Consider the following 18,629-nt stretch of genomic DNA (forward strand, 5'->3'; position numbering starts at 1 on the left):
TGAACGGCGCGGTTCAGAAGGATCTGAGTACGAGCCACTAGAGAAGCAGCGTTTGTTGCGCCCTGACCCAGACATTGAAAACGAAGACTCTACCCAAAGCCAAGTGCGAGGGATCGCCAGAAGAGTCTAAGTAGAAGATGAGGGGCGATTTTCGTGTTTCCGCCAGAACCGGAAACACAGTGGAGGTCAACTCAACGAAAGAGTAATGGAGAGCCTGTGATGAAGGTCTTCACAACAGGACAGGTCGCTAAGATCTGCAAAGTGGCCCCCCGCACTGTGAGCAAGTGGTTTGATTCGGGCCGCCTCAAAGGGTATCGCATTCCTGGTTCCCAGGACCGGCGAATCCCGCGGGAATATTTGATCAAGTTCCTGAAGGAACACGGGATGCCCCTTGGCGACTTGGAAGATGAAGCCATGGCCAAGGTGCTGATCGTTGCTCAGGACCAGGTGTTGGTGGAAAATCTGCGTCGCGAACTTCCGCTCGAAAAAGCATTCAAGGTCTGCGTGGCCGCGAGTGGTTTTGAGGCGGGAATTCAAGCGGAGGGTTTTCACCCGGACTGCATTATCGTGGATTTCTCGATCGGTCGTATCGAGGCATTGCAGATTTGCCAGAATCTGCGTCGGAATCCGGACTTCGCGGAAACGATTCTGATCGCCTTGCTGCCCGATGATGGAAGCTCTATGAGCTTCGATCGATCCACGATCAATGAGACGTTCAAGAAGCCGTTTGATGCGGCTTTGCTGGCCGAACGTCTACGAACTTTGATCGGTGCTAAGAAGGAATTGGTGTAACAACCAGAACCTTCGGGGATACCACTATCCGAGCTTAAAAAAGACGCCACGATGAAAATCGCGGCGTCTTTTTTTTCGTTCTTGTCACCTCAGCAAACCTCGCAGTCGTAGGCTGCGAGAAGTAAGGCGAAGCCGAACGTATCGCACCGTCGCTTGGTGTGGTTGACGTATTCGGTGCGATTCGCTGCGCTGCTCGGCACCCTACGGGCCCATCTCCTCTACTTGGGGCGAAGAGAGCTAGATGAAACAGAATGGCTACCGTTAGTACTGGCCGAGCACGTTGCCATCGTCACGATTGCTCAGGTTTTGCCATGTGGCGAGGGCGATCGTTTCGGGGATGAAACGGACCGATCCGTCACCCATGGTTACTTGGACGCCGCCGGGATGAAAGCTGCGAGCCGCGACGTTGAACCAAACCCCGTTGTGTTGGCAATCAGGGCTCGGCGGGTTGGGCGTGTACTGCGTGTTGAAACACCAGTCTTGATAACGTCCAATCAGCCACGAGTCGCCATTGGGTTCGGTGCTTTGTGTTCCAAGGTCTGAAATGCACGTCGGTCGGGTGCTGCTGCTGGCATAAAAGTCGCCGTGGGTGATCTCGGAAATGGCCATCGTGTTCGAGAGGCCGTCGGTAACATCTGCGAAACGGACCGTTCCGTTGGCCGCGAAGATTCCCTTGCTTTTACCGTGGATAATCACGGCGGTCCAACCGGTGCTGTTGGTATCGTTACCACCCAGGTTCCATGATTTACCGACACATGCGGCGTAGTCGGTGGGCGCCGTCGTTACCGAGGCGGTCGAACGTGGGTCTTCCGCATTGCTGGGGCATCGATAGGCCGCAAGCTCGACTTCGGCGGCGGTGTTGTTGGTTGTGTAATTATCGCTCACGTAGTTGATCTGCTCGTGCAGAGCCGTTTGTTCGATCTGAGGCAGAATGCGAGCCATCCAGGTTGTCAGGTTGTTGGTCCAGGGGCTTGCCTTATCGAAGTACAGGCAACCAATCGGGAATTGACCGAACGAATCGTGATAGACATGCGTGGCTAGGCCCAACTGCTTCATGTTGTTGCTGCAAGACATCCGCCGGGCGGCCTCGCGGGCTTGTTGCACGGCCGGCAACAGCAAGGCGACTAGTACGCCAATAATAGCAATAACCACTAACAGTTCGACAAGCGTAAAGCCTGTCTTGCGTGATGAGGGGGATAGCATCGGTAACGTCCTTAGAAGTATGGATATGAGAAAAGTCTCGTAACTAGTGAGTATCAGACGGGATCGTATGAATTCGAATCACTTCTCGAGATGAAAGTCGATCGTCTGCTGCCCGGCTTCGACTTCCGCGGTCAGATCGGTTCGTTCGTTGTACTTCGTTGGCACAAACTGCTTGGTCTCTTCCATCTTTTCGCCCGTCATGACATCGGTGTAGATTTTGCCGGTTGGACGATTGGCAAAGATTTGTACCGAGCAATGACCGATGACCGCCCCACGGCGATCATTGACGTCGGAGTCAGAGTCGTACTGGCCGTCGGTAATTTTTAAGGCCACCGGAGCGACGGTCTCTGGAATAAACATGATTACGCCTGACTCGACGGGCTCACCGTCGTAGGTGACGGCTCCCTGGACGGCAGCTCGTGGGATACCGTCGCCGCCGCAGCCGGCAAGCAGCAGACAAAACAAAAAGAAGGACAACGAAAACGCATAAGCTTTCATGAATGCAAACTTCCAAAAGTCTAGTAATAAGGAAGGATAATGAATCCACATCGAGTGGGTGTAGCCAAGTAATTCAAACCCAACAGCGAACTTCAAATGGAGCATGGCACCTTCGAAGGGAAATTAACTGCTCGTAGTAAAGTGGTTGCGTTGTTTAAGTTTAAATTAGTATCGTAAATGCATTCAAGGCATAAATGGCAGGGAAAATGTAAAGTTATTGTGTCACCCAAGATGGCACGCTGGATTCCCCGCGATAGCATGGGTGTTCATTGATGTTTTCGGTATCTTTGGCTGGGCTTCAAATCAAAAAAATGAGTCAATAGGTATCTCAGATTGCGCATAATCGGCGGGTAGATACGTTCCAGTCGGCCGATGGTATAGGTGAGATGCCAGATCTAGGGCTTTTGTTGAAGGGGATTTCCCTCGTCGTTCGGGTTAATCCTCTTTCCAAAGCTGCGGTTTTAACAGCGGCATCAAGTGATTTACGTGCTGCAAAAATTTGTCGATGACCGGGAAAAAGATCGTTGGCAGAAAACGTGGGGAACGCCCCTACTGGAGAATGGCGAATCGTCTTAACATGGAGGCATTCGTGATTTTACGTGTGAGGGCTGAATGGCGGATTTCACGCACCTAGATCAGTCTGGGGCGGCTAGAATGGTCGACGTAGGGCAAAAACAAACCACCCTTCGTGAGGCAGTAGCCGAGGCTTGTGTAAAAATGGAAGCCGCAACCGCAGATGCAATCCGCGATAGCCGAAATAAGAAGGGGGAAGTGCTGCAAGTGGCGCGTCTGGCCGGCATTATGGCCGCCAAGCGAACCGACGAGCTGATTCCCCTGTGCCACGGCCTGCCGCTGGAAAGTGTGGAAGTGGCATTTGAGTTTGCCGATGCGACCCACTTGATGGTGACTGCCACCGCGCGGGTCACGGCGAAAACAGGCGTCGAGATGGAAGCGATGACGGCCGCTTCGGTCGCCGCATTAACCATTTACGACATGTGCAAAGCCATTGATCGAGCAATGGAAATCGAGCATGTCCGCCTGATGAAGAAGTCGGGTGGCAAGTCGGGAACCTTCCAACGAGCTTCCGAGCCTAAAGCCCAATAGAAAAAGCCTAGTAGAAAGCGAATCGAGACCATCGTGAATCCTGCGAATCAGACTCCTGCCGCTCCCAGTGCCGAAGCATTGATGCGTTGTTACGGTGGAATCGGTGATGACCTGGCGGAAGTCGAGGCGGTCTTAAAGCGGGAAATGTCGTCGAAGTTTCCCAAAGTTAGCGACATTGTCTCGTATGGCTATCTGCTAGGGGGAAAGCGGCTGCGGCCTGCGTTGGTTCTGCTTTGCGGCCAGGCCTTTAGTGGCATTACGCCTGCCCATCATAAGTTGGGAGCCGTTCTAGAAATGGTTCACACGGCGACGTTGATCCACGACGATGTGCTCGACGGAGCCGAAACACGGCGTCATCTCGAAACGATCCATCACCGCTGGGGAACCGAATCGAGCGTGTTGGTGGGCGATTTCCTCTTCACCCACGCGTTCTATCTGGCCAGTACGCTGCCGACCACCTTGGCCGCGCAAAAGATCGGTCAGGCAACCAATGTTGTGTGTGAAGGAGAACTCCGACAGATCACCACAAAGGGGCGGTTCGACCTCAGCGAAGAAGAATACCTGTCGATCATCGAAGCCAAGACCGCCGTTCTTTGCCAGTGTGCCTGTGAACTGGGCGCGATTTATGCCGACGCACCACCGGAAGCCAGCAAACAAGCCGCCGAATACGGACGATGCTTGGGCGTTGCTTTCCAGATTGTAGATGATCTTCTCGATATCGAGGGAGACACCGACCGCACCGGTAAGACCTTGGGCACCGACCTGGCACAACGAAAACCAACGCTGCCGATCATCCACGCATTGAAAGTGGCTCCGCCCGAAACAAAGGCCCAGATGCTATCCGCACTGCAGGCCGAGTCGCCTGATCCGGCCCAGATAAACGCCTGGTTAGAAGAGTTTGACAGCGCCGCCTACGCTCGAGAAACGGCCATTCGTCACGTCGAGACCGCCCTGGCTAGCATTGCTCAGTGGCCCGAAAACGACGCGACGACGGCCCTACGTCAGCTTGCCGAGTTCGTACTCAAACGCTGCTATTAGTAGCGACCGTACAAAGCGGGGCGTGGGAAAGCTATCGAGGCGTTATTCTGTCGAATATGCTAGGGGGATCTAATCGAACGCCCCTTCCCCTTCCCTGCGATAGCTCATCATGCGATTACTCCCTTTCTTGGCACTGACCTTCCTCATCACGGTCCTTTCCTGTTTCGGCCAAGCCGAAGAGATTTCCGGCGGCGGCGATTTCGTCATCGGCCCCGATTACCAAATCGATCCCGACCTGACCGACCAAGGCAATCCCCAGGGGAAGTACTTCGAGTTCTCGATGCCGCTGGCCAATAGCAAGATATTCGACGGCAAAGATACCACGCTGAACCCGAAGAAGGACGTGCGTGCCGAGCGGAAGGTCCTCGTCTATATTCCGGCCAAATATAAAGATGGAACCAAGGCCCCAGTTCTGGTCACGCTCGATGGCCCCAGTCGGATGAACCTGGTTCGCAACGCGCTGGACAACCTGACGATCTCGAAAGATCCAAAACGCACGCTACCGGCCTTCATCACGATCGCCGTGCAAAACGGAGGCAACGACGGCAAAGGCAGCCAGCGTGGCTTGGAATACGACACGATGTCCGACCGCCATGCCCGCTTCATCAACGACGAAGTCCTGCCAGCCGTCTTAAGTAATGCTCAGATCAAAGCGGCCTATCCCAACCTCGCGTTCACCAGCGATCCATGGGGCAAAGGGGTCATGGGGTGCAGCTCTGGTGGCGCCGCCGCGCTGACGATGGGCTGGTTTCGCCCCGATCTGTTTCGCCGCCTGATCACGTATTCTGGCACGTTTGTCGATCAACAAGACGACGACGCACCGCAAGAGAAAGACTACCCACTGGGCGCATGGGAATACCATTCGAGCATGAAGCTGATCGAAACCAGCGAAAAGAAGCCGCTGCGAATCTTCACACACGTCGCCGAGAACGACAATCGAGCCAATGACCCCGAACAGACCTACCACAACTGGGTGATGGCCAACCGCCGCACGGCCGCCGCGCTGAAAGCGAAGGGATACGACTATCGCTTCATCTACAGCAAAGCTACACGGCACTGCGATAAGAAGGTCTTCGAGCAGACCTTGGCCGACACGCTGGTATGGATGTGGGACGGGTACGAGGGGGAATAATGCTTCTAGTCGCTAAGTGCGATCCCGTCCGTAATTCGGATCTCGACTATGATGTCGAACCACTAAAATACGAACGTGATCTCCTGATTCCCGAAAGAGAACTAAGTAGGGAAATCGCTTAAGAGAAACATGACGAACGCGGTCCAGTAAGAACTCGAATCGCGTTGGTGACTCGCAGATTTTCAGCAGTGTTGCTTGGAATTCATCGAGAAACTATGAGCCAAGCCCTGGCTTCTGACTTTCGTAATAGTCGACGATTACTTCCAAGTAGACGTTTAGAACTGGCTTGAATACTCTCCAAAAGCGTTTGCGCCAGGCGGGCTCGCTCTTCGGGCGGCAGCGACAATGCTTCTTTGGTCAATTGCGAAATGCTAATCACAGCTCAACCTTCCATTGACTCAGGGCGAATCGGCCTGATAGTTCAGCCTTGGGTAGGGCCCGCGTGTCGCGGGTCAAGTAGCTAGTACCCGGTATCTGACCCGCGACACGCGGGCCCTATTTCTATTCTTCACTTCTTCAGCCGTACCAGCAAACGTTTACGAAGACGGCTTTGGCACGCTCGGGGCATATTTCTGGAGCATTGGCTGTAGTTCGTCGACAAAGTCCCGGACGTCTTTGAACTCGCGGTAGACGCTGGCGAAGCGGACGTAAGCGACCTGATCGATCGCGTGCAGATGCTGCATGACCATCTCGCCGATCAAGCGGCTTTCGACTTCCCCTTCGTACTGGGAATAGATCTCGCTTTCGACGGCTGCCACAATCGCTTCGATCTGGGCCTCGCTGATGGGGCGTTTCCAACAGGCCAGCGATAAACCCCGTTTGATTTTTTCGGGGTGGAAGGGTTCGCGGACGTTGTCTTTTTTGACAATCTTGATGTCGAGTTCTTCCACGCGTTCGTACGTGGTGTACCGCCGCTTGCAGCCGAGGCACTCGCGTCGGCGTCGAATCGAGAAACTGTCCTGACTTGCGCGCGAGTCAATCACACGGTCGTTGTCGGCTCGACAAAACGGGCATCGCATAGGGCATACTCGATATCACGATGACGCGGACATAAAATGTGCGTCGTCACCGCCAGGGAAACTGCTTCAATCTTCATAGTTTGGCCTGAACTTCCGAATTCAGCAAGCTAAGTCTTCTTCAGCAAACAAGATAACTCGCAATTCCGCCAACTAATTATGCGACCCTGTTCTGAAAAAACCATGGACAAGGACGCTTTTTTGAGCCTTCAGAAACTCTATAATGACCGTGAAAAGGATCAAGATTGGCCTCGTTTTTGCGAATAAATATTCGCTCAGAGGGAACCGCCCTTTTTAACAACCACGCAGGCCCCCCTGCTTTTTCCATTTTTGGAAGGAACTTAACGATGGACGCGAGCAACCCCAACGATGCTGGCAACCCGAATTTCGGCGTTCCGCCTCACGACAATCCGAACAATGCCGCCGTCGACGCTGCCAACGAACAAGATCCGAAAGACAAGTTCACCGCAGGCAAACGCAACTCTGGCGGTGGGCCGGACGAGCAAATCTGGAGCGGCGGGTACTCGGCCGTTGACCAAAGCGGAAGCTTCATGGTTCTCAGCCTGATCACAATCGGGTTGATTGTCGGTGGGGTCTTTTTCTGGCCCATCCTGATTGCCATCCCCGTCTTGTGGGTAGCTCAATTGATTCGTGTTTGGTGGGTTAAGATCGGTGTTTCGTACGAACTGACCACCCGCCGCTTCATGCACGAGCACGGCGTCATCAAGCGTACGACCGACCGAATCGAAGTGATTGATATCGACGACGTCACCGTCGAGCAAGGCATTCTCGATCGGATGTTCAATGTCGGTACGATCAAGATCACCTCCAGTGACCGCACGCACCCAGAACTTCGCATTCCTGGCATCAAGGACGTCAAGAAGGTTGCCCTGATGATTGACGACGCCCGTCAGGTGCAACGCGATCGTCGCGGCGTTTATATCGAATCGGTGTAAGCTCTTACGATGAACCGTCGAAAGCAGTCCCTGTTTTGGCAACGGTTATCCTTCGTCCTCGCGAAGGAAGGAATTTGGCAGTCGCCTGACCAATTGATTGCGGTCGGCGGCTTGATGGGAGTGATCCTCTCGTTCAATCGCAATCGCGCCAACTACCAGAAACCTCGTAGGGTGCGAAGAGTGACGCGAAGCGGAACGTATCGCACCAAATGCGGCCTCTATCAAATAGCAACGCGACAACGTTGTTCATGGTGCGATTCGCTGCGATGCTCAGCACCCTACGGCATCGACTCACCGGCTACTTGATCAGCGAGTGCAGCTTCGCCAGGTTCTTAGCGTCGTTCAGCACGCCATCCTCTTCCCCTTTGGGCGTCTCCAAATACATGGGGATCTTCTTGAACCGGCGATCGTTCAGCATGTGCCCGAAGGCCTCGGGGCCGATTTTCCCCTCGCCAATATGATCGTGGCGGTCTACCCGCGAACCCAGATCCTTCTTGCTATCGTTCAGGTGAATGGCCCGCAGTTTGTCGAAACCAATCAGCTTATGAAAGTCTTTGAACGTCGCTTTGAAGTCCTTCTCGTCGGAAATCGGATAGCCGGCGGCGAAGATGTGACACGTATCTAAACAGACAGCCACGCGTTCCCCTTCTTGCACCCCTTCCAGAATCGCCTGTAGATGCTCGAACTTGTGTCCGATCGAACTCCCCTGCCCTGCGGTCGTTTCCAGCAGCAACGTCACCGGGCAGTCGGGCAGCTGCTGGTGAAGCTCGTCGATCGCCTTCACGATCCGGGCAATCCCTTCCTCCAACGTCGCTTCCATATGAGCACCCGGATGAAACACCAGGTTCGGGATACCCAGTTGCTCGCACCGCAGCATTTCGATTCTCAGCCCCTCGACGGACTTCTCCCACAGTTCTGGCTTAGGCGACGCCAGGTTAATCAAGTACGAAGCATGGCAAAGGGGCGACCCCACGTTATGCTTCGCCAATGCTTCCTGAAACAGCGAAACGTCCTTGTCCGTAATCTCTTTTGCCCGCCACTGGTTGTTGTTCTTGCAGAAAAGCTGCACAGAAGACATTGCAAGATCGGCGGCACTTTCAACGGCCTTGTAATAGCCCCCTGCTATCGACATGTGGGCACCAATAACTGGCAATTGAGTCATCGTTCAGTCCCTGTTGTTGTCGCTTTCTTAATCTGTTGGCGACGGATTTCGAGAATGGTTTAATGGAATCTGCGATTGAATGCGAGGCGTGGTCGCTTTGGCGAGGTAGCCTAGCAAAACCTGTCTTCACTCGCTACCAGACAGAGATGGCGGCATTTTAGTTGAGAGGGAGGACTTTGAGCATGTCGTGGAAGAACGCTCAGCTTGGTGGTGGTTGCAGAGGGATGTTTGCTGATCCGTCTCGTAGTGTTTATTGATTAGAGACCATGCAATGAAACGGATTCAGAATCGGTTCAACAACTTGGCCGCTATGGCTAAGCAGATAGAAAGTTCTCGAAGAATAAAGACCGAACAACGAACGGGTGGTGAATCGTGGATTAGGGGACAGCAGCCTCGTACTTATACAAGTACCTCCTACAACATGGATTGGAAAGGTTATCGTCAGTGGTCAGCTTCAGTTGAACTACTCTTGAATCAGGTGTTTGGTGAAAACTCCCCACATGTAATTAACTTCAACAAGACAAATCTCAATCACGAGTATCAAGACTTTGAGGTTCGTTATCCCGTTTTTCTCGCTGCTAAAGACGACTATGAAAACGGCTACATCTTTGATGTCCGCTCCCTAGTCAGTGCCAAGGTATTCTCTGATGAACTCGAACAGGCTGAAGAGTTAATCAAGAAGAAGCATACAACAGCGGCAGCCGTCATCGCTGGCACTGTTCTCGAAACGACTATCAGGGAATTAGCTCAACAGCATGGCGTGGATCTTGGCAGCGTCAACAAGATGAACTCAGATCTTGCCAAGGAAGGTGTCTACAACGACGCCATGAAGGACCAAGTTCAGGCGTGGTACAAGATCCGAAACAATGCTGCTCACGGCAAGCCAGATGAATTTACTGACTCTCAAGTCGAGGTGATGATCCAGGGGATTCGTAATTTCGTTGCGGACCAGATGAAGTAGACCGCCTGAGGTAAACTAGACGTCGATAGTGTGGCTCTTATCGCAAAGCCTTGCCCTGGCCTGAGTCACACATAACCCCCTCGCCTCACGGCGAGGGGGTTTTTCTTTCACTTTTCCCGACAAGGGTAACCTCAACTCTCTCGGTCGGTCTGAAAAAATGAGAAGATCAAACTTGGATCGAGTTGGGAGTCCATCAACGCCAAAATGGGAAGAGCCATGAAATGGTACACACTGAAAGAGGCCGCTTCATATCTCGGAATTTCCGAGAGACAACTCAGGCATCGCTGTAGCCAACGCATGATCAAACATCGCCGAGAAGGCACACGAGGACGTGGACGTGCTGGCGACTACCTCTTTCTTCAAGAGTGGCTCAACGACTACATAGCGATGGGTACTATCCCTTTGTCAAAAAGATTTTCAATTCACCCAGAGGTCACAAAGCGAAAGGACAGGATTCCTTGCAAGCAGCACATTCCTGAGAGTCAGTGGGGGAGCAGTTTGGATTGGTGCGAAGAGTAGCTGGTCGATTCATCTACCATGTATATTGGAAGACCATTTCCGCCACACTCAATAGAGTGCTTCGCCTTCGGGGTTCGAGTTCCATGTTGGATGAACCAACTTTAGAGCAAATCGACGCAATCTTGCCGTTCCTGAAATTGTTCGAGCACCCCGACTTTGTAGCTGGAACCCATGAAACGGATGCTGGGTCAGGCTATCCATATTTCAGGAAGAGCGAATCTGTAGCAGAGTTCGTCCAAGCTCTCTATGACAATGAGTGGGTGACTCCAGAATTCGATTGGCCGGGTTGGAGAGAATCCGAGATGTACATTAGCAACCCGGAGAGTATCCAAACTGCCGATACAATCACAATCTTAAAGCTGTTCACAACACACGTCCGAGGAGACCGTTTCTGCGACGGACACCTCGCCGCAATGTTCGAGAGCGGTCACATCCTAGCGATCTTGCGCCGGCTTCGTGTAATTCGTGAGGAGATGGATGAATGAAGGTGAGAGCACAATTCTTGTTGCGAATTCCCCTAAAGTGCCCTGCCTCACCGCCGTCTAGTCGGCGATTCGCCCAGTCGTGCCAAAAGCGGCACGAGCATCAACAGCGTTTCTCGATCGGCTCTACTAACAAGATCATCGAAGAGTCTCTTGGCTCGATCTCGAAGAACTGCCTCAGTATCGGGAGCCGAATCGACTGGAAGCAAGTCATGAACTGACGTCCCGAGAGCTTCCGCAAGCCTTCGAACCAAGTCGATTCCAGGTGCGGCTCCTCCAGATTCAAGTCGTCCAACATAACTCGCCGTGATCTTGGCACGCTGTCCCAATTGCGATTGAGTCAGACCTCTCGTGTGGCGCAATTCACGTAGACGAGCGGCAAAACGCCCGACAATTGCATCGTGTTGGATCTGAGACTTCTTCTTTGACATGCGCACCTCCATTGTTCGATCGGCGAACGGAAGATGCCCTAAGCACGTCTAATAATAGTTGTCGGACACCACTATTATGCGTATCATGCTTTTTGTGTTTATCACGACGTGAGCACTGTCTTCGTATCACTTGGCATTCTTTCGGGGGAAAAATGCCTTTCTTCGATCTCTATGACGGATGTCGTTCGAAGTCGCATGATCCCCTCAAGGTCTTGGGCAAATCTGTCCAATTGGCTGAGTAGCAGTTCATTTTCTACTAATTCGAAGGGGATACATGGCGATTCGGCCACCATTCATGAGTCAGGGACAAGCGAACGACGCTTATGCTTTGGCAAGCATTGGAACTGGCCTTGCATGGTTGGCGGGAGGGGTCGCCGCTGGTCCTGCTGCTCTCGCTTTAGGGCTCTTTGGCGCTGGAGCGATTGCTAATAATTGCGGACCCAATCATAACGACCCTCACATGCAATTCACTGGGGACGGAAACAGACCTCCAGAACCTCTCTCTTATCCAACCTGGACGCCAGAGATCTACGCAGCTATCCGAGAGATGGAATCCCGGCTGGCTCAGAACTTCGGCCAAAATGCTGTTTATTGTTTTCGGCGAATGGCAAGCGAGGGCTACACGATCTCAGATGCCTTCGAGACGCTGATGTCCTTGCTGAATTCTTTGAAGGCGAAAGGCTATTGGCGTAATGGCCGAATTGAGTCGGCCAACGAATCCCCAAAAGCACTTTTCGATCGACTCCTTGGTCGGCGTGTTGCATCGCCAGAATTGCAAGAATGGTTTGGCGATCAATTCTTTCAAAGTGTTTGGCATAACCTCCTAAAACATCGACCAACTCAAGAGGGACGTGAGGCGGGAGCATTACAAATGGCCATTATGATCTACATACTTGGCCTAACTCCGATCACAGACAAACCAGTGTGTCGTCTGAAATGGTGGCCTGATCGGCGACCGAGAATGCCGTTGTTCTATGCTGCCGATTGGAAGTGGTACTCTTTTGGACCGGTGTATGAATTCCGAGAACGTTGGGAAAGAATTCTCGACAGGCGGATCAATGTTGGCATGCCTCTGAGCTTGGCCGATGAGGCAGACGACCTCTACCACTATCGAATTGAGGAGCATCGTGGTGATGCTCCTCCTGGCCATCCCGGTCATGTGCTTTGGTCGAGTGTGATCTTCGAGCGTGAAAAACCATTTCCAGCTTCTGAAGAAGACATGCGAGGAAAGTTATGAGCTTTGGCAGTAATGAAGAAGAACAACTCAACCTTCCTGAGCTACGCCAGAAGGTAGCAGAAGGTGTCACGGCAATGGTCAACCTTGGCCTGCACTACCTAAACGAGCAGGAATTTGATCAGGCTGCATGCTATTTGCAAGCGGCAGCGAACTTCGAGCATCCCGATGCAATTTATTATCTGGCACAGATGCATCTCAACGGCGATGGCGTCGAGCAAAACAATGAACTCGCAGTCGAAATGCTAATTCACTTGGCACAGCAACACTTGAACGGCCAAGGTATGTACCCAGCGGAAGAACTCCTGAGAAAGGTCTGGGCGAGAGGAATATGCCGAGACCGAATCGATGCATTCTACCGAGATATTTACGAACGAAGTCTGATCGCAGCAGAAGATGGTCACGATGTCGCAATGGTTCAGGCTGCCTTACTTCTAATGACGGTTCTCGCCCAAGGTGAAAAACCTAGCCCCGAAGATACCGAAAAGGCAAGGCAGTTGCTAACCGAGGCGGCATCGCTCGGAAATGAAAACGCCCAGATGCTGCTTCGCCAATTTGCCGATTCTTAGGACGAGGAGCAAGGTCGAGCATGTACCCCCGAAAACCTCCTCGCCTGATATTTCCTGAGGAATTCTATGATGAAACGTGGGAGCGAGAGGAACCTCCCTGCATCATTCGATTCGCTCATCAACGAATTAAGATCGCACTTCAATCGGCCCGAATCCCCTGGAAGATCCCAGTTTCTTACGATCCGAATTGTGGATTGCCTTGCAACTTGCGGACTAAGTCACGATACCGTGGCGTGAACACGCTTCTCCTTTGCGATACGTTTCGAACAAAGAATTTTCGAAGTAAATGGTGGGGGACTAAAGATGACTGGCATTCGGTTGGATGCTGTGTGAACGACGATCAGGAACCAATTGTTATTGCCATGTGTCATGACGATGTCGGTTCCCAATTTGCCCCTGCTTTGGTTTACAACGCTGCTCAAGTTGAAGGAGCAGAATATTTCCGAGCGTCCTTGGACAAACTAGACGCTCTCGTCGTCAATGACGAAGCCGACTTTGGTTCGATTGGAAGACTTCTGGAATACCATGCACCTGACATTCGCTTTGATGTCGGGGACGAAAATCAATCTCCCGATTTTAATGGCTATGTTCCACCAGATCCCTGGCTCGATCATCCGAACCATACGTCAGGTGACTACATCCTAATGCAGTCCGAGCAGTATTTTCACAGCAGGGCCGATCATTACTCAATCTTGCTTCATGAAATTATGCATTGGGCCGAAGTTCGGACGGGATGGATCGACCGCATGCCTGCTAGGGAATTCGTGGCGGAAGCTGGTATGTGCATTCTGGGACTTGAACTTGGCGTTCCTCACACCTTTTGCGAATTCAACCATCGTAAATGGCTTCCCTACTGGACCATCCTTTGTCACGAAGACGAAAAGTTTTTCTTCTCGATGATGGCTCAGGTCGATCGTGCCTGTGACTTCTTACTCGCCCCACTTGGAATTGGAGACACTGATGCCTGATGCATGGTTTTATCACAGAAATGGTGAACAACATGGCCCCGTTTCTAGCGGCGAGTTAAAAGAACTTGCCAATTCTGGACAATTGTCGCCAATCGACCAAGTGTGGAAGGAAGGCATGGAGCAATGGCAGCCGGCCTCTCGTCTCAAAGGGCTCACTTTCGCAGTACCGGTTGCCGAGGAAGTGTTTCCTGATCCAGAAGTGATTACGCCTTCAAACCTTGAAGTATCGAAGAAGAGTTCTGGGGCACATACTTCGAAGAGATCGAAAGCAATTAAGTCCCCTCAAGGCGATGAGGGGATTTCCCAGTTGATCACCAATCCTGTCGTTGTTGGACTTTCCCTTCTGTTCTGTTTTCCAGTCGGGCTTGTTTTGGTTTGGCGACACCCAGAATGGTCTCGAAATCAAAAGCTAATTTGGACTGGGGGTCTCTTAGGATTGATGGTTCTAGGTGCGATGCTGCCGGACACCGATCCCACAAACCAAACGAGGAGTAACGCAGATTCACGAGGAATTCCTACCTCGGGCTTTGAGCACGCCAACTCCGGTGATGGCTTCTTTGCTCCTCCGAGCAAAAACAATGGGTCAGGGGTTCAAGAAAATATCCAAAGGATGAAAGATAGCGGTAACTACAACTCGCATGCGGGCGAAAACGTCAAAAGGATGTGGGAAGCGTATGATGAGATTAAGGATTGATGAAGCAGTCAGCGCTAGAGGATGAACAGAATCTTACGATCTGCCTAATCCACTACCAGACAAATCAAAAATGCAAAATACGCCCCGACAGCTTCCTCCTGACATACTCCGTCTTTGTGTCCGTTTAGAAGCTCCGCCTCGATTGATCTCTCGTTTGAGAGTAGTTCACGCTGCGGCAATTGACCTAACGGACGGGCTTCACGACCTATTTCCAGGTCGAGAGTTCTCATCTGAAGAAATCACTTTTGGGGCGGCTACCCACGATTTAGGAAAAGCGAGGCACACCAATGAGCTAACTGGTCCAGGCCGTCAACACGAGATCGACGGGCCGACGATCCTTGAAGGCATCGGAGTTCAACCACAGCTTGCTAGGTTCGCACGGACCCATGGATCGTGGAATCGGGAAGAACTGCCATAGGAAGACCTCCTGGTCGCACTGGCTGATGCCATTTGGAAAGGGCAGAGACTTGAACCGCTTGAGAAGAAGGTGATCCATAAGATCGCTAAGAAGACTAATCTAGAAGAATGGGAAGCTTTTTGTAAGATCGATGGACTGCTCGAAGAAATAGCCTGCCGTGGAGACGAAAGACTAGCATGGCAGCAGATGAATGGATAGGTAGACCGGAGTCCCAAGAATGTAATCGCCTATATCGCTCTAAATGGGGTACCGGAGTCCCGGTTCTCAGGCTTTTTTTAACGGCAATATCTCGATTAATAATTTTGCAACAGAGTCAGTGACTTTTCGAGTTGGAATAGACCACGCTCACCAAGGCACAAGTCCATTTTCCCTCGTTTTTGACGTAAAGTGAGCTACCCGATGTCAAGCAATGAAAAGAAGTCTAGCTTTGAGCTTAATTTCCCTCATCTTTGTGAGTTGTATCAGGATTTGGGAAATGATGCATTTGACGGCTGGTTTAATATCTTGCCGCACAAGATTTTTGCAACAAAACTTAGCTTGAGCTACTTCGAACAATTAGAACATACTCTTGGCTCACTTTCAGACGTGGCATGGCTTTCTCTCAAATCTAAGCTAGGGAAGCAATCTAACAGCAGTCGTCGAGAGCTACTAAGCTTGCTAAATGAAGCTGCTGGATACAAACGATTTCTGGAGATTCTCGATGAAAAGCACATCGGATTTGACCAGATTGTTCCACCTCCACAGCCCCCAACGAAACGCCGCACAGAAAAAGAACCTGAATGGTTTGCAATTCGAGGCGGAAATGTGGTGGCTGCGATGGAAGTCAAAACGGTTTTCAATTCGGATTACGAAGACGAATTTGTCGATTCGAACACCAAGAAAATCGAGGCCGGGGAACTGCCGAATGTAAGAAGACTAATGCCGATCCTATCACACGGTTTCTACAATAAGATTTCGGATCATGTTCGAAAAGCTAAGTCTCAGCTTGCTGCGGTTCAGGGAGAATTAGAACTACTCGTAATTTTTCTTGTGTTGAATATTGACTACGAAGCAGCACACGTTTCCGATATTAGGAACAAGGTAGAACACTTCCTTCAGGATCAGCAATCTGGCAACTTGACCATTGTCGCAGAAATGAGAAGCCCATTCTTGAATTAACCGAAATCGAAAAACGCCATGTCTTCAACCGACTCCAAGGTAGAGGCGACCTCAAGATAACTGAATTGGCCTTTTCAAATATCCTTCTGGCATAGTTTCTGAGCATCTTCGACTCCGTCCGGCAAATGCATAGATGGCGAGTTAACTCGTTGACTCCTATTTCCTTTAGCGTGATTCGCTCCTATCCTCTTGGCCCCAGAAATAATGGGCATGGAAAAGTAGCCACAATTTACACCTATTTTGAAAACGATGGACCGTAGGAATCAATGATGTCGAAAATCGAGGTCAAGCTTTTAGTCACGATTGAGGAGGACTCGATTGATGCAATTGCCGAACAAATTGTCAAATCTTTACATAGGAAACTGGCAACAATCGGCATAGGGACGTCGGAAAGAACGCCTTCGAAGGAGGCTTCTCGACATGCTAACTACGGCGGGACACCTCCAGAAGACGAATCGCTATTAGTTGACAGCAAGCAGGCGTGTAAGCTGCTCAAGATTTCCGAGCGAAAGCTTTGGCAGATGTGGAATAGTGGTTTAATGCCTAAGCCAACGAAGATTGGAAGAGTCGTTCGCTGGAGTAGGCAAGCATTAATCGAATGGATTTTAGCAGGCTGTCCCCCGCAATGAGTTCTCGGCAGGGTTTATAGTCCTCATGGTATCAGACAAGCCGATCGAAGCTTTTGAAGACGCCACAAATCGAAAACGATAGGTTCTGGAGTCCCAAGAGTAAATTCACCTATATCACTCCAGACGGGTCATTGGATTCTCGGCACTCTCACTTTTTTGAACGCAATTTCTGAATAATCAATTCTGTAACAAGCTTTGCGTTTTTGCCATTTGGATTAGACCGTCCACTCCAAGGTACACTTCCACCGCCCTACCCCGCCCACTCCCGCCTGCGGCGAGAGTGGGCCTGCTGAACCCATTCAATACTCATCGGGAAGCAGGATCGTCGTTGCCTCACGCTGACCGTCATCGTCGGCAGCTTCGGTGATGACCCAGATCCGAATACCGCTTGCCAATGTGTAAGCCGATAACAGTCTGGCTCCAATGGCCAGTGCTTCGCCATTCGACTGCTTGTCTTCATCAGGGACTTCACCCCAGTCGCATGCTGCGTGGCGAGCGAGGAAGTAGGCGGGTTCTTGCCCAGCGTTCTCCAATGCTTTCAAAGCCCCAGGGGTGGCCACAGTCTGCCCAAGACTAAACTTTGCAGATCTCAATTTGTTTCTCCCTTCGACGGAAATTGCGAGTCTACAAAGCAAGGTACAGTGCCACTGATTGATGGCGAGCAACTACGAGGGGTTAGTCGAGTCAATGCCCTGACCCACGACGAACAGAGCATGTCCCAACATCTTGTAACGTTCGTAAGCAGCGACATCGCCAGCCGATTCCGCCTCCTTGGCTGCCTGCTCATAAATCTCAGACAGGAGATGGAGAATGCTTCCTGCGGTGTATCGTTCGAGTAGCTCGAACATTTGGGCTCTGGCCAAGTTGTCGTTCATAGGACAATCCAATTGGAAAATTGATGTTCGCCGATGAAGGTACAAAGTCACTGATCGGTTAGACGTGCCCTCCCCGCCTTGCGGGGAGGGCTTGCTAAGTGTTGTCAAAGATCAAGACACTTTAAGCGATTGGTGATGTTGTCGCCTGAAAGAAATCAAATAGAGCAGAGTAGCGAATTCACTCGACATTCCTATTGCACAGGAAGCTGACAAGCAAAGAAGATCGCAACACAAAAGTCAACAGATTGACGGTATCGTCGAAGCGAATCTAGACCACACCCTGACAATTGTCTTTAATTACTGTCGAAGGGATGCGAACTACCTAGTGAGACCGTTTTCCATAACTCAAAGCCTACGAGTGTACAAATGAGCTATTTGAAAACAATGACAACAGCCCAACTAAAGCAAAACGGATTCATCATCACAGCGGAAAATCCCGACATTGCGATTAGCAGCCTGTATCCCAATCTCTCGTTTCGATACCGATGCGACAATTGTGGCAATTGGTCGAGTGCATTCAACGACCAATGTCCTCAGTGCTTTCGAGGTAATGAGCCGCTCAAGGTCACGAAACAATACTACAAGTTCTACGTAGGTTGTTGTGCTGATACCGGTTGCCTCCTACGAGAAGAAGCCATTCGATATTTAAGAAGCCTAGGTTTCCCGAATGAATGCCGAGATGGCTATGGCCCATACATTGACCTATCGCAAGCCATTCAACGCAGTGAATATGAACAAACGGATTTGTTTCTCGAATTGAATTGCATCAGCGTTAGCAAGTACGGTGCCC

Annotated in this window: 21 protein-coding genes; 13 read left to right on the forward strand and 8 right to left on the reverse strand. The window is 51.3% G+C overall.

What is annotated here, in order from left to right:
• Positions 1 to 219: 219 nt before the first annotated feature.
• Entirely contained in the window at positions 220 to 792 is a 573-nt protein-coding gene (locus tag HOV93_RS18715; RefSeq protein ID WP_105353146.1) for a helix-turn-helix domain-containing protein, read from the forward strand.
• Between the two features lie 261 nt (positions 793 to 1,053).
• On the opposite strand, the gene HOV93_RS18720 is transcribed toward HOV93_RS18715, so the two are convergent.
• Positions 1,054 to 1,995: a DUF1559 domain-containing protein gene (locus HOV93_RS18720; protein WP_207398241.1), complete on the reverse strand. Its 942-nt coding sequence runs from the start codon at positions 1,993 to 1,995 to the stop codon at positions 1,054 to 1,056.
• Between the two features lie 78 nt (positions 1,996 to 2,073).
• Positions 2,074 to 2,598, reverse strand: a complete 525-nt coding sequence (locus HOV93_RS18725) for a hypothetical protein (protein WP_207398065.1) — start codon at positions 2,596 to 2,598, stop codon at positions 2,074 to 2,076.
• 507 nt (positions 2,599 to 3,105) lie between these two features.
• On the opposite strand from HOV93_RS18725, the gene moaC reads away from it, so the two are divergent.
• From moaC to HOV93_RS18740, 3 genes are all read left to right on the forward strand, one after another.
• Complete coding sequence (moaC, locus tag HOV93_RS18730; RefSeq protein WP_207398066.1) at positions 3,106 to 3,597, forward strand: cyclic pyranopterin monophosphate synthase MoaC; 492 nt, start codon at positions 3,106 to 3,108, stop codon at positions 3,595 to 3,597.
• Between the two features lie 33 nt (positions 3,598 to 3,630).
• On the forward strand, positions 3,631 to 4,635 hold the full coding sequence (locus HOV93_RS18735; protein ID WP_315853437.1) for a polyprenyl synthetase family protein: 1,005 nt from the start codon (positions 3,631 to 3,633) through the stop codon (positions 4,633 to 4,635).
• Between the two features lie 109 nt (positions 4,636 to 4,744).
• Positions 4,745 to 5,767 carry an alpha/beta hydrolase gene (locus HOV93_RS18740; protein WP_207398067.1) on the forward strand — a complete coding sequence of 341 codons (1,023 nt, stop codon included), beginning with the start codon at positions 4,745 to 4,747 and terminating at the stop codon, positions 5,765 to 5,767.
• A 202-nt stretch (positions 5,768 to 5,969) separates the two neighbouring features.
• Here the strand turns inward: HOV93_RS18740 and HOV93_RS26640 are convergent, their stop codons facing one another.
• On the reverse strand, positions 5,970 to 6,146 hold the full coding sequence (locus HOV93_RS26640) for an addiction module protein (RefSeq protein WP_390814347.1): 177 nt from the start codon (positions 6,144 to 6,146) through the stop codon (positions 5,970 to 5,972).
• Positions 6,147 to 6,303: 157 nt separating this feature from the next.
• Positions 6,304 to 6,786 carry a transcriptional regulator NrdR gene (gene nrdR / locus HOV93_RS18750; RefSeq protein ID WP_207398068.1) on the reverse strand — a complete coding sequence of 161 codons (483 nt, stop codon included), beginning with the start codon at positions 6,784 to 6,786 and terminating at the stop codon, positions 6,304 to 6,306.
• A gap of 344 nt (positions 6,787 to 7,130) precedes the next feature.
• Here nrdR and HOV93_RS18755 point away from each other — a divergent pair, with 344 nt between their 5' ends.
• Positions 7,131 to 7,739, forward strand: a complete 609-nt coding sequence (locus HOV93_RS18755; protein ID WP_207398069.1) for a PH domain-containing protein — start codon at positions 7,131 to 7,133, stop codon at positions 7,737 to 7,739.
• Between the two features lie 298 nt (positions 7,740 to 8,037).
• On the opposite strand, the gene HOV93_RS18760 is transcribed toward HOV93_RS18755, so the two are convergent.
• The gene (locus HOV93_RS18760) at positions 8,038 to 8,901 is read right to left on the reverse strand and encodes a deoxyribonuclease IV (protein WP_235990656.1); all 864 of its coding nucleotides are present in this window, start codon (positions 8,899 to 8,901) and stop codon (positions 8,038 to 8,040) included.
• 271 nt (positions 8,902 to 9,172) lie between these two features.
• On the opposite strand from HOV93_RS18760, the gene HOV93_RS18765 reads away from it, so the two are divergent.
• Together HOV93_RS18765 and HOV93_RS18770 are read left to right on the forward strand one after the other, a co-directional pair.
• Positions 9,173 to 9,862 (forward strand): DUF4145 domain-containing protein, encoded by a 690-nt coding sequence (locus tag HOV93_RS18765; protein ID WP_207398070.1) that lies wholly within the window; start codon positions 9,173 to 9,175, stop codon positions 9,860 to 9,862.
• Between the two features lie 602 nt (positions 9,863 to 10,464).
• Positions 10,465 to 10,866, forward strand: a complete 402-nt coding sequence (locus HOV93_RS18770) for a DUF6508 domain-containing protein (protein WP_207398071.1) — start codon at positions 10,465 to 10,467, stop codon at positions 10,864 to 10,866.
• 47 nt (positions 10,867 to 10,913) lie between these two features.
• On the opposite strand, the gene HOV93_RS26645 is transcribed toward HOV93_RS18770, so the two are convergent.
• The gene (locus tag HOV93_RS26645) at positions 10,914 to 11,306 is read right to left on the reverse strand and encodes a helix-turn-helix domain-containing protein (protein WP_390814348.1); all 393 of its coding nucleotides are present in this window, start codon (positions 11,304 to 11,306) and stop codon (positions 10,914 to 10,916) included.
• 262 nt (positions 11,307 to 11,568) lie between these two features.
• On the opposite strand from HOV93_RS26645, the gene HOV93_RS18780 reads away from it, so the two are divergent.
• From HOV93_RS18780 to HOV93_RS18805, 6 genes are all read left to right on the forward strand, one after another.
• Positions 11,569 to 12,531, forward strand: coding sequence for a hypothetical protein (locus tag HOV93_RS18780; protein ID WP_207398073.1), 963 nt, complete (start codon positions 11,569 to 11,571; stop codon positions 12,529 to 12,531).
• Positions 12,528 to 13,097, forward strand: a complete 570-nt coding sequence (locus HOV93_RS18785; RefSeq protein WP_207398074.1) for a tetratricopeptide repeat protein — start codon at positions 12,528 to 12,530, stop codon at positions 13,095 to 13,097. The genes HOV93_RS18780 and HOV93_RS18785 overlap by 4 nt, the downstream gene beginning before the upstream one ends.
• A 20-nt stretch (positions 13,098 to 13,117) precedes the next feature.
• Positions 13,118 to 14,065 (forward strand): ArdC-like ssDNA-binding domain-containing protein, encoded by a 948-nt coding sequence (locus tag HOV93_RS26220; RefSeq protein WP_207398075.1) that lies wholly within the window; start codon positions 13,118 to 13,120, stop codon positions 14,063 to 14,065.
• Positions 14,058 to 14,759, forward strand: coding sequence for a DUF4339 domain-containing protein (locus HOV93_RS18795; protein WP_207398076.1), 702 nt, complete (start codon positions 14,058 to 14,060; stop codon positions 14,757 to 14,759). Before HOV93_RS26220 ends, HOV93_RS18795 begins: the two co-directional genes overlap by 8 nt.
• A gap of 817 nt (positions 14,760 to 15,576) precedes the next feature.
• Positions 15,577 to 16,335 (forward strand): hypothetical protein, encoded by a 759-nt coding sequence (locus tag HOV93_RS18800; RefSeq protein ID WP_207398077.1) that lies wholly within the window; start codon positions 15,577 to 15,579, stop codon positions 16,333 to 16,335.
• Positions 16,336 to 16,601: 266 nt separating this feature from the next.
• Positions 16,602 to 16,964 (forward strand): helix-turn-helix transcriptional regulator, encoded by a 363-nt coding sequence (locus HOV93_RS18805; RefSeq protein WP_207398078.1) that lies wholly within the window; start codon positions 16,602 to 16,604, stop codon positions 16,962 to 16,964.
• A 299-nt stretch (positions 16,965 to 17,263) separates the two neighbouring features.
• On the opposite strand, the gene HOV93_RS18810 is transcribed toward HOV93_RS18805, so the two are convergent.
• Together HOV93_RS18810 and HOV93_RS18815 are read right to left on the reverse strand one after the other, a co-directional pair.
• Positions 17,264 to 17,557 (reverse strand): hypothetical protein, encoded by a 294-nt coding sequence (locus HOV93_RS18810; protein WP_207398079.1) that lies wholly within the window; start codon positions 17,555 to 17,557, stop codon positions 17,264 to 17,266.
• Between the two features lie 72 nt (positions 17,558 to 17,629).
• Positions 17,630 to 17,839 (reverse strand): hypothetical protein, encoded by a 210-nt coding sequence (locus HOV93_RS18815; protein WP_207398080.1) that lies wholly within the window; start codon positions 17,837 to 17,839, stop codon positions 17,630 to 17,632.
• Between the last annotated feature and the right edge of the window lie 790 nt (positions 17,840 to 18,629).

This window comes from Bremerella alba, assembly GCF_013618625.1.
Lineage (GTDB): Bacteria > Planctomycetota > Planctomycetia > Pirellulales > Pirellulaceae > Bremerella > Bremerella alba.

Excerpts from the sequence above, each read along its gene's own strand:
- HOV93_RS18780 (WP_207398073.1), top strand. The coding sequence starts at position 11,569 with ATGGCGATTCGGCCACCATTCATGAGTCAGGGACAAGCGAACGACGCT.
- HOV93_RS18755 (WP_207398069.1), top strand. The coding sequence starts at position 7,131 with ATGGACGCGAGCAACCCCAACGATGCTGGCAACCCGAATTTCGGCGTT.
- HOV93_RS18795 (WP_207398076.1), top strand. The coding sequence starts at position 14,058 with ATGCCTGATGCATGGTTTTATCACAGAAATGGTGAACAACATGGCCCC.
- HOV93_RS18800 (WP_207398077.1), top strand. The coding sequence starts at position 15,577 with ATGTCAAGCAATGAAAAGAAGTCTAGCTTTGAGCTTAATTTCCCTCAT.
- moaC (WP_207398066.1), top strand. The coding sequence starts at position 3,106 with ATGGCGGATTTCACGCACCTAGATCAGTCTGGGGCGGCTAGAATGGTC.
- nrdR (WP_207398068.1), bottom strand. The coding sequence starts at position 6,786 with ATGCGATGCCCGTTTTGTCGAGCCGACAACGACCGTGTGATTGACTCG.
- HOV93_RS18770 (WP_207398071.1), top strand. The coding sequence starts at position 10,465 with ATGTTGGATGAACCAACTTTAGAGCAAATCGACGCAATCTTGCCGTTC.
- HOV93_RS26220 (WP_207398075.1), top strand. The coding sequence starts at position 13,118 with ATGTACCCCCGAAAACCTCCTCGCCTGATATTTCCTGAGGAATTCTAT.
- HOV93_RS18760 (WP_235990656.1), bottom strand. The coding sequence starts at position 8,901 with ATGACTCAATTGCCAGTTATTGGTGCCCACATGTCGATAGCAGGGGGC.
- HOV93_RS18765 (WP_207398070.1), top strand. The coding sequence starts at position 9,173 with ATGAAACGGATTCAGAATCGGTTCAACAACTTGGCCGCTATGGCTAAG.
- HOV93_RS18740 (WP_207398067.1), top strand. The coding sequence starts at position 4,745 with ATGCGATTACTCCCTTTCTTGGCACTGACCTTCCTCATCACGGTCCTT.
- HOV93_RS18720 (WP_207398241.1), bottom strand. The coding sequence starts at position 1,995 with ATGCTATCCCCCTCATCACGCAAGACAGGCTTTACGCTTGTCGAACTG.
- HOV93_RS18815 (WP_207398080.1), bottom strand. The coding sequence starts at position 17,839 with ATGAACGACAACTTGGCCAGAGCCCAAATGTTCGAGCTACTCGAACGA.
- HOV93_RS18715 (WP_105353146.1), top strand. The coding sequence starts at position 220 with ATGAAGGTCTTCACAACAGGACAGGTCGCTAAGATCTGCAAAGTGGCC.
- HOV93_RS26645 (WP_390814348.1), bottom strand. The coding sequence starts at position 11,306 with ATGGAGGTGCGCATGTCAAAGAAGAAGTCTCAGATCCAACACGATGCA.
- HOV93_RS18805 (WP_207398078.1), top strand. The coding sequence starts at position 16,602 with ATGATGTCGAAAATCGAGGTCAAGCTTTTAGTCACGATTGAGGAGGAC.
- HOV93_RS18785 (WP_207398074.1), top strand. The coding sequence starts at position 12,528 with ATGAGCTTTGGCAGTAATGAAGAAGAACAACTCAACCTTCCTGAGCTA.
- HOV93_RS18725 (WP_207398065.1), bottom strand. The coding sequence starts at position 2,598 with ATGCTCCATTTGAAGTTCGCTGTTGGGTTTGAATTACTTGGCTACACC.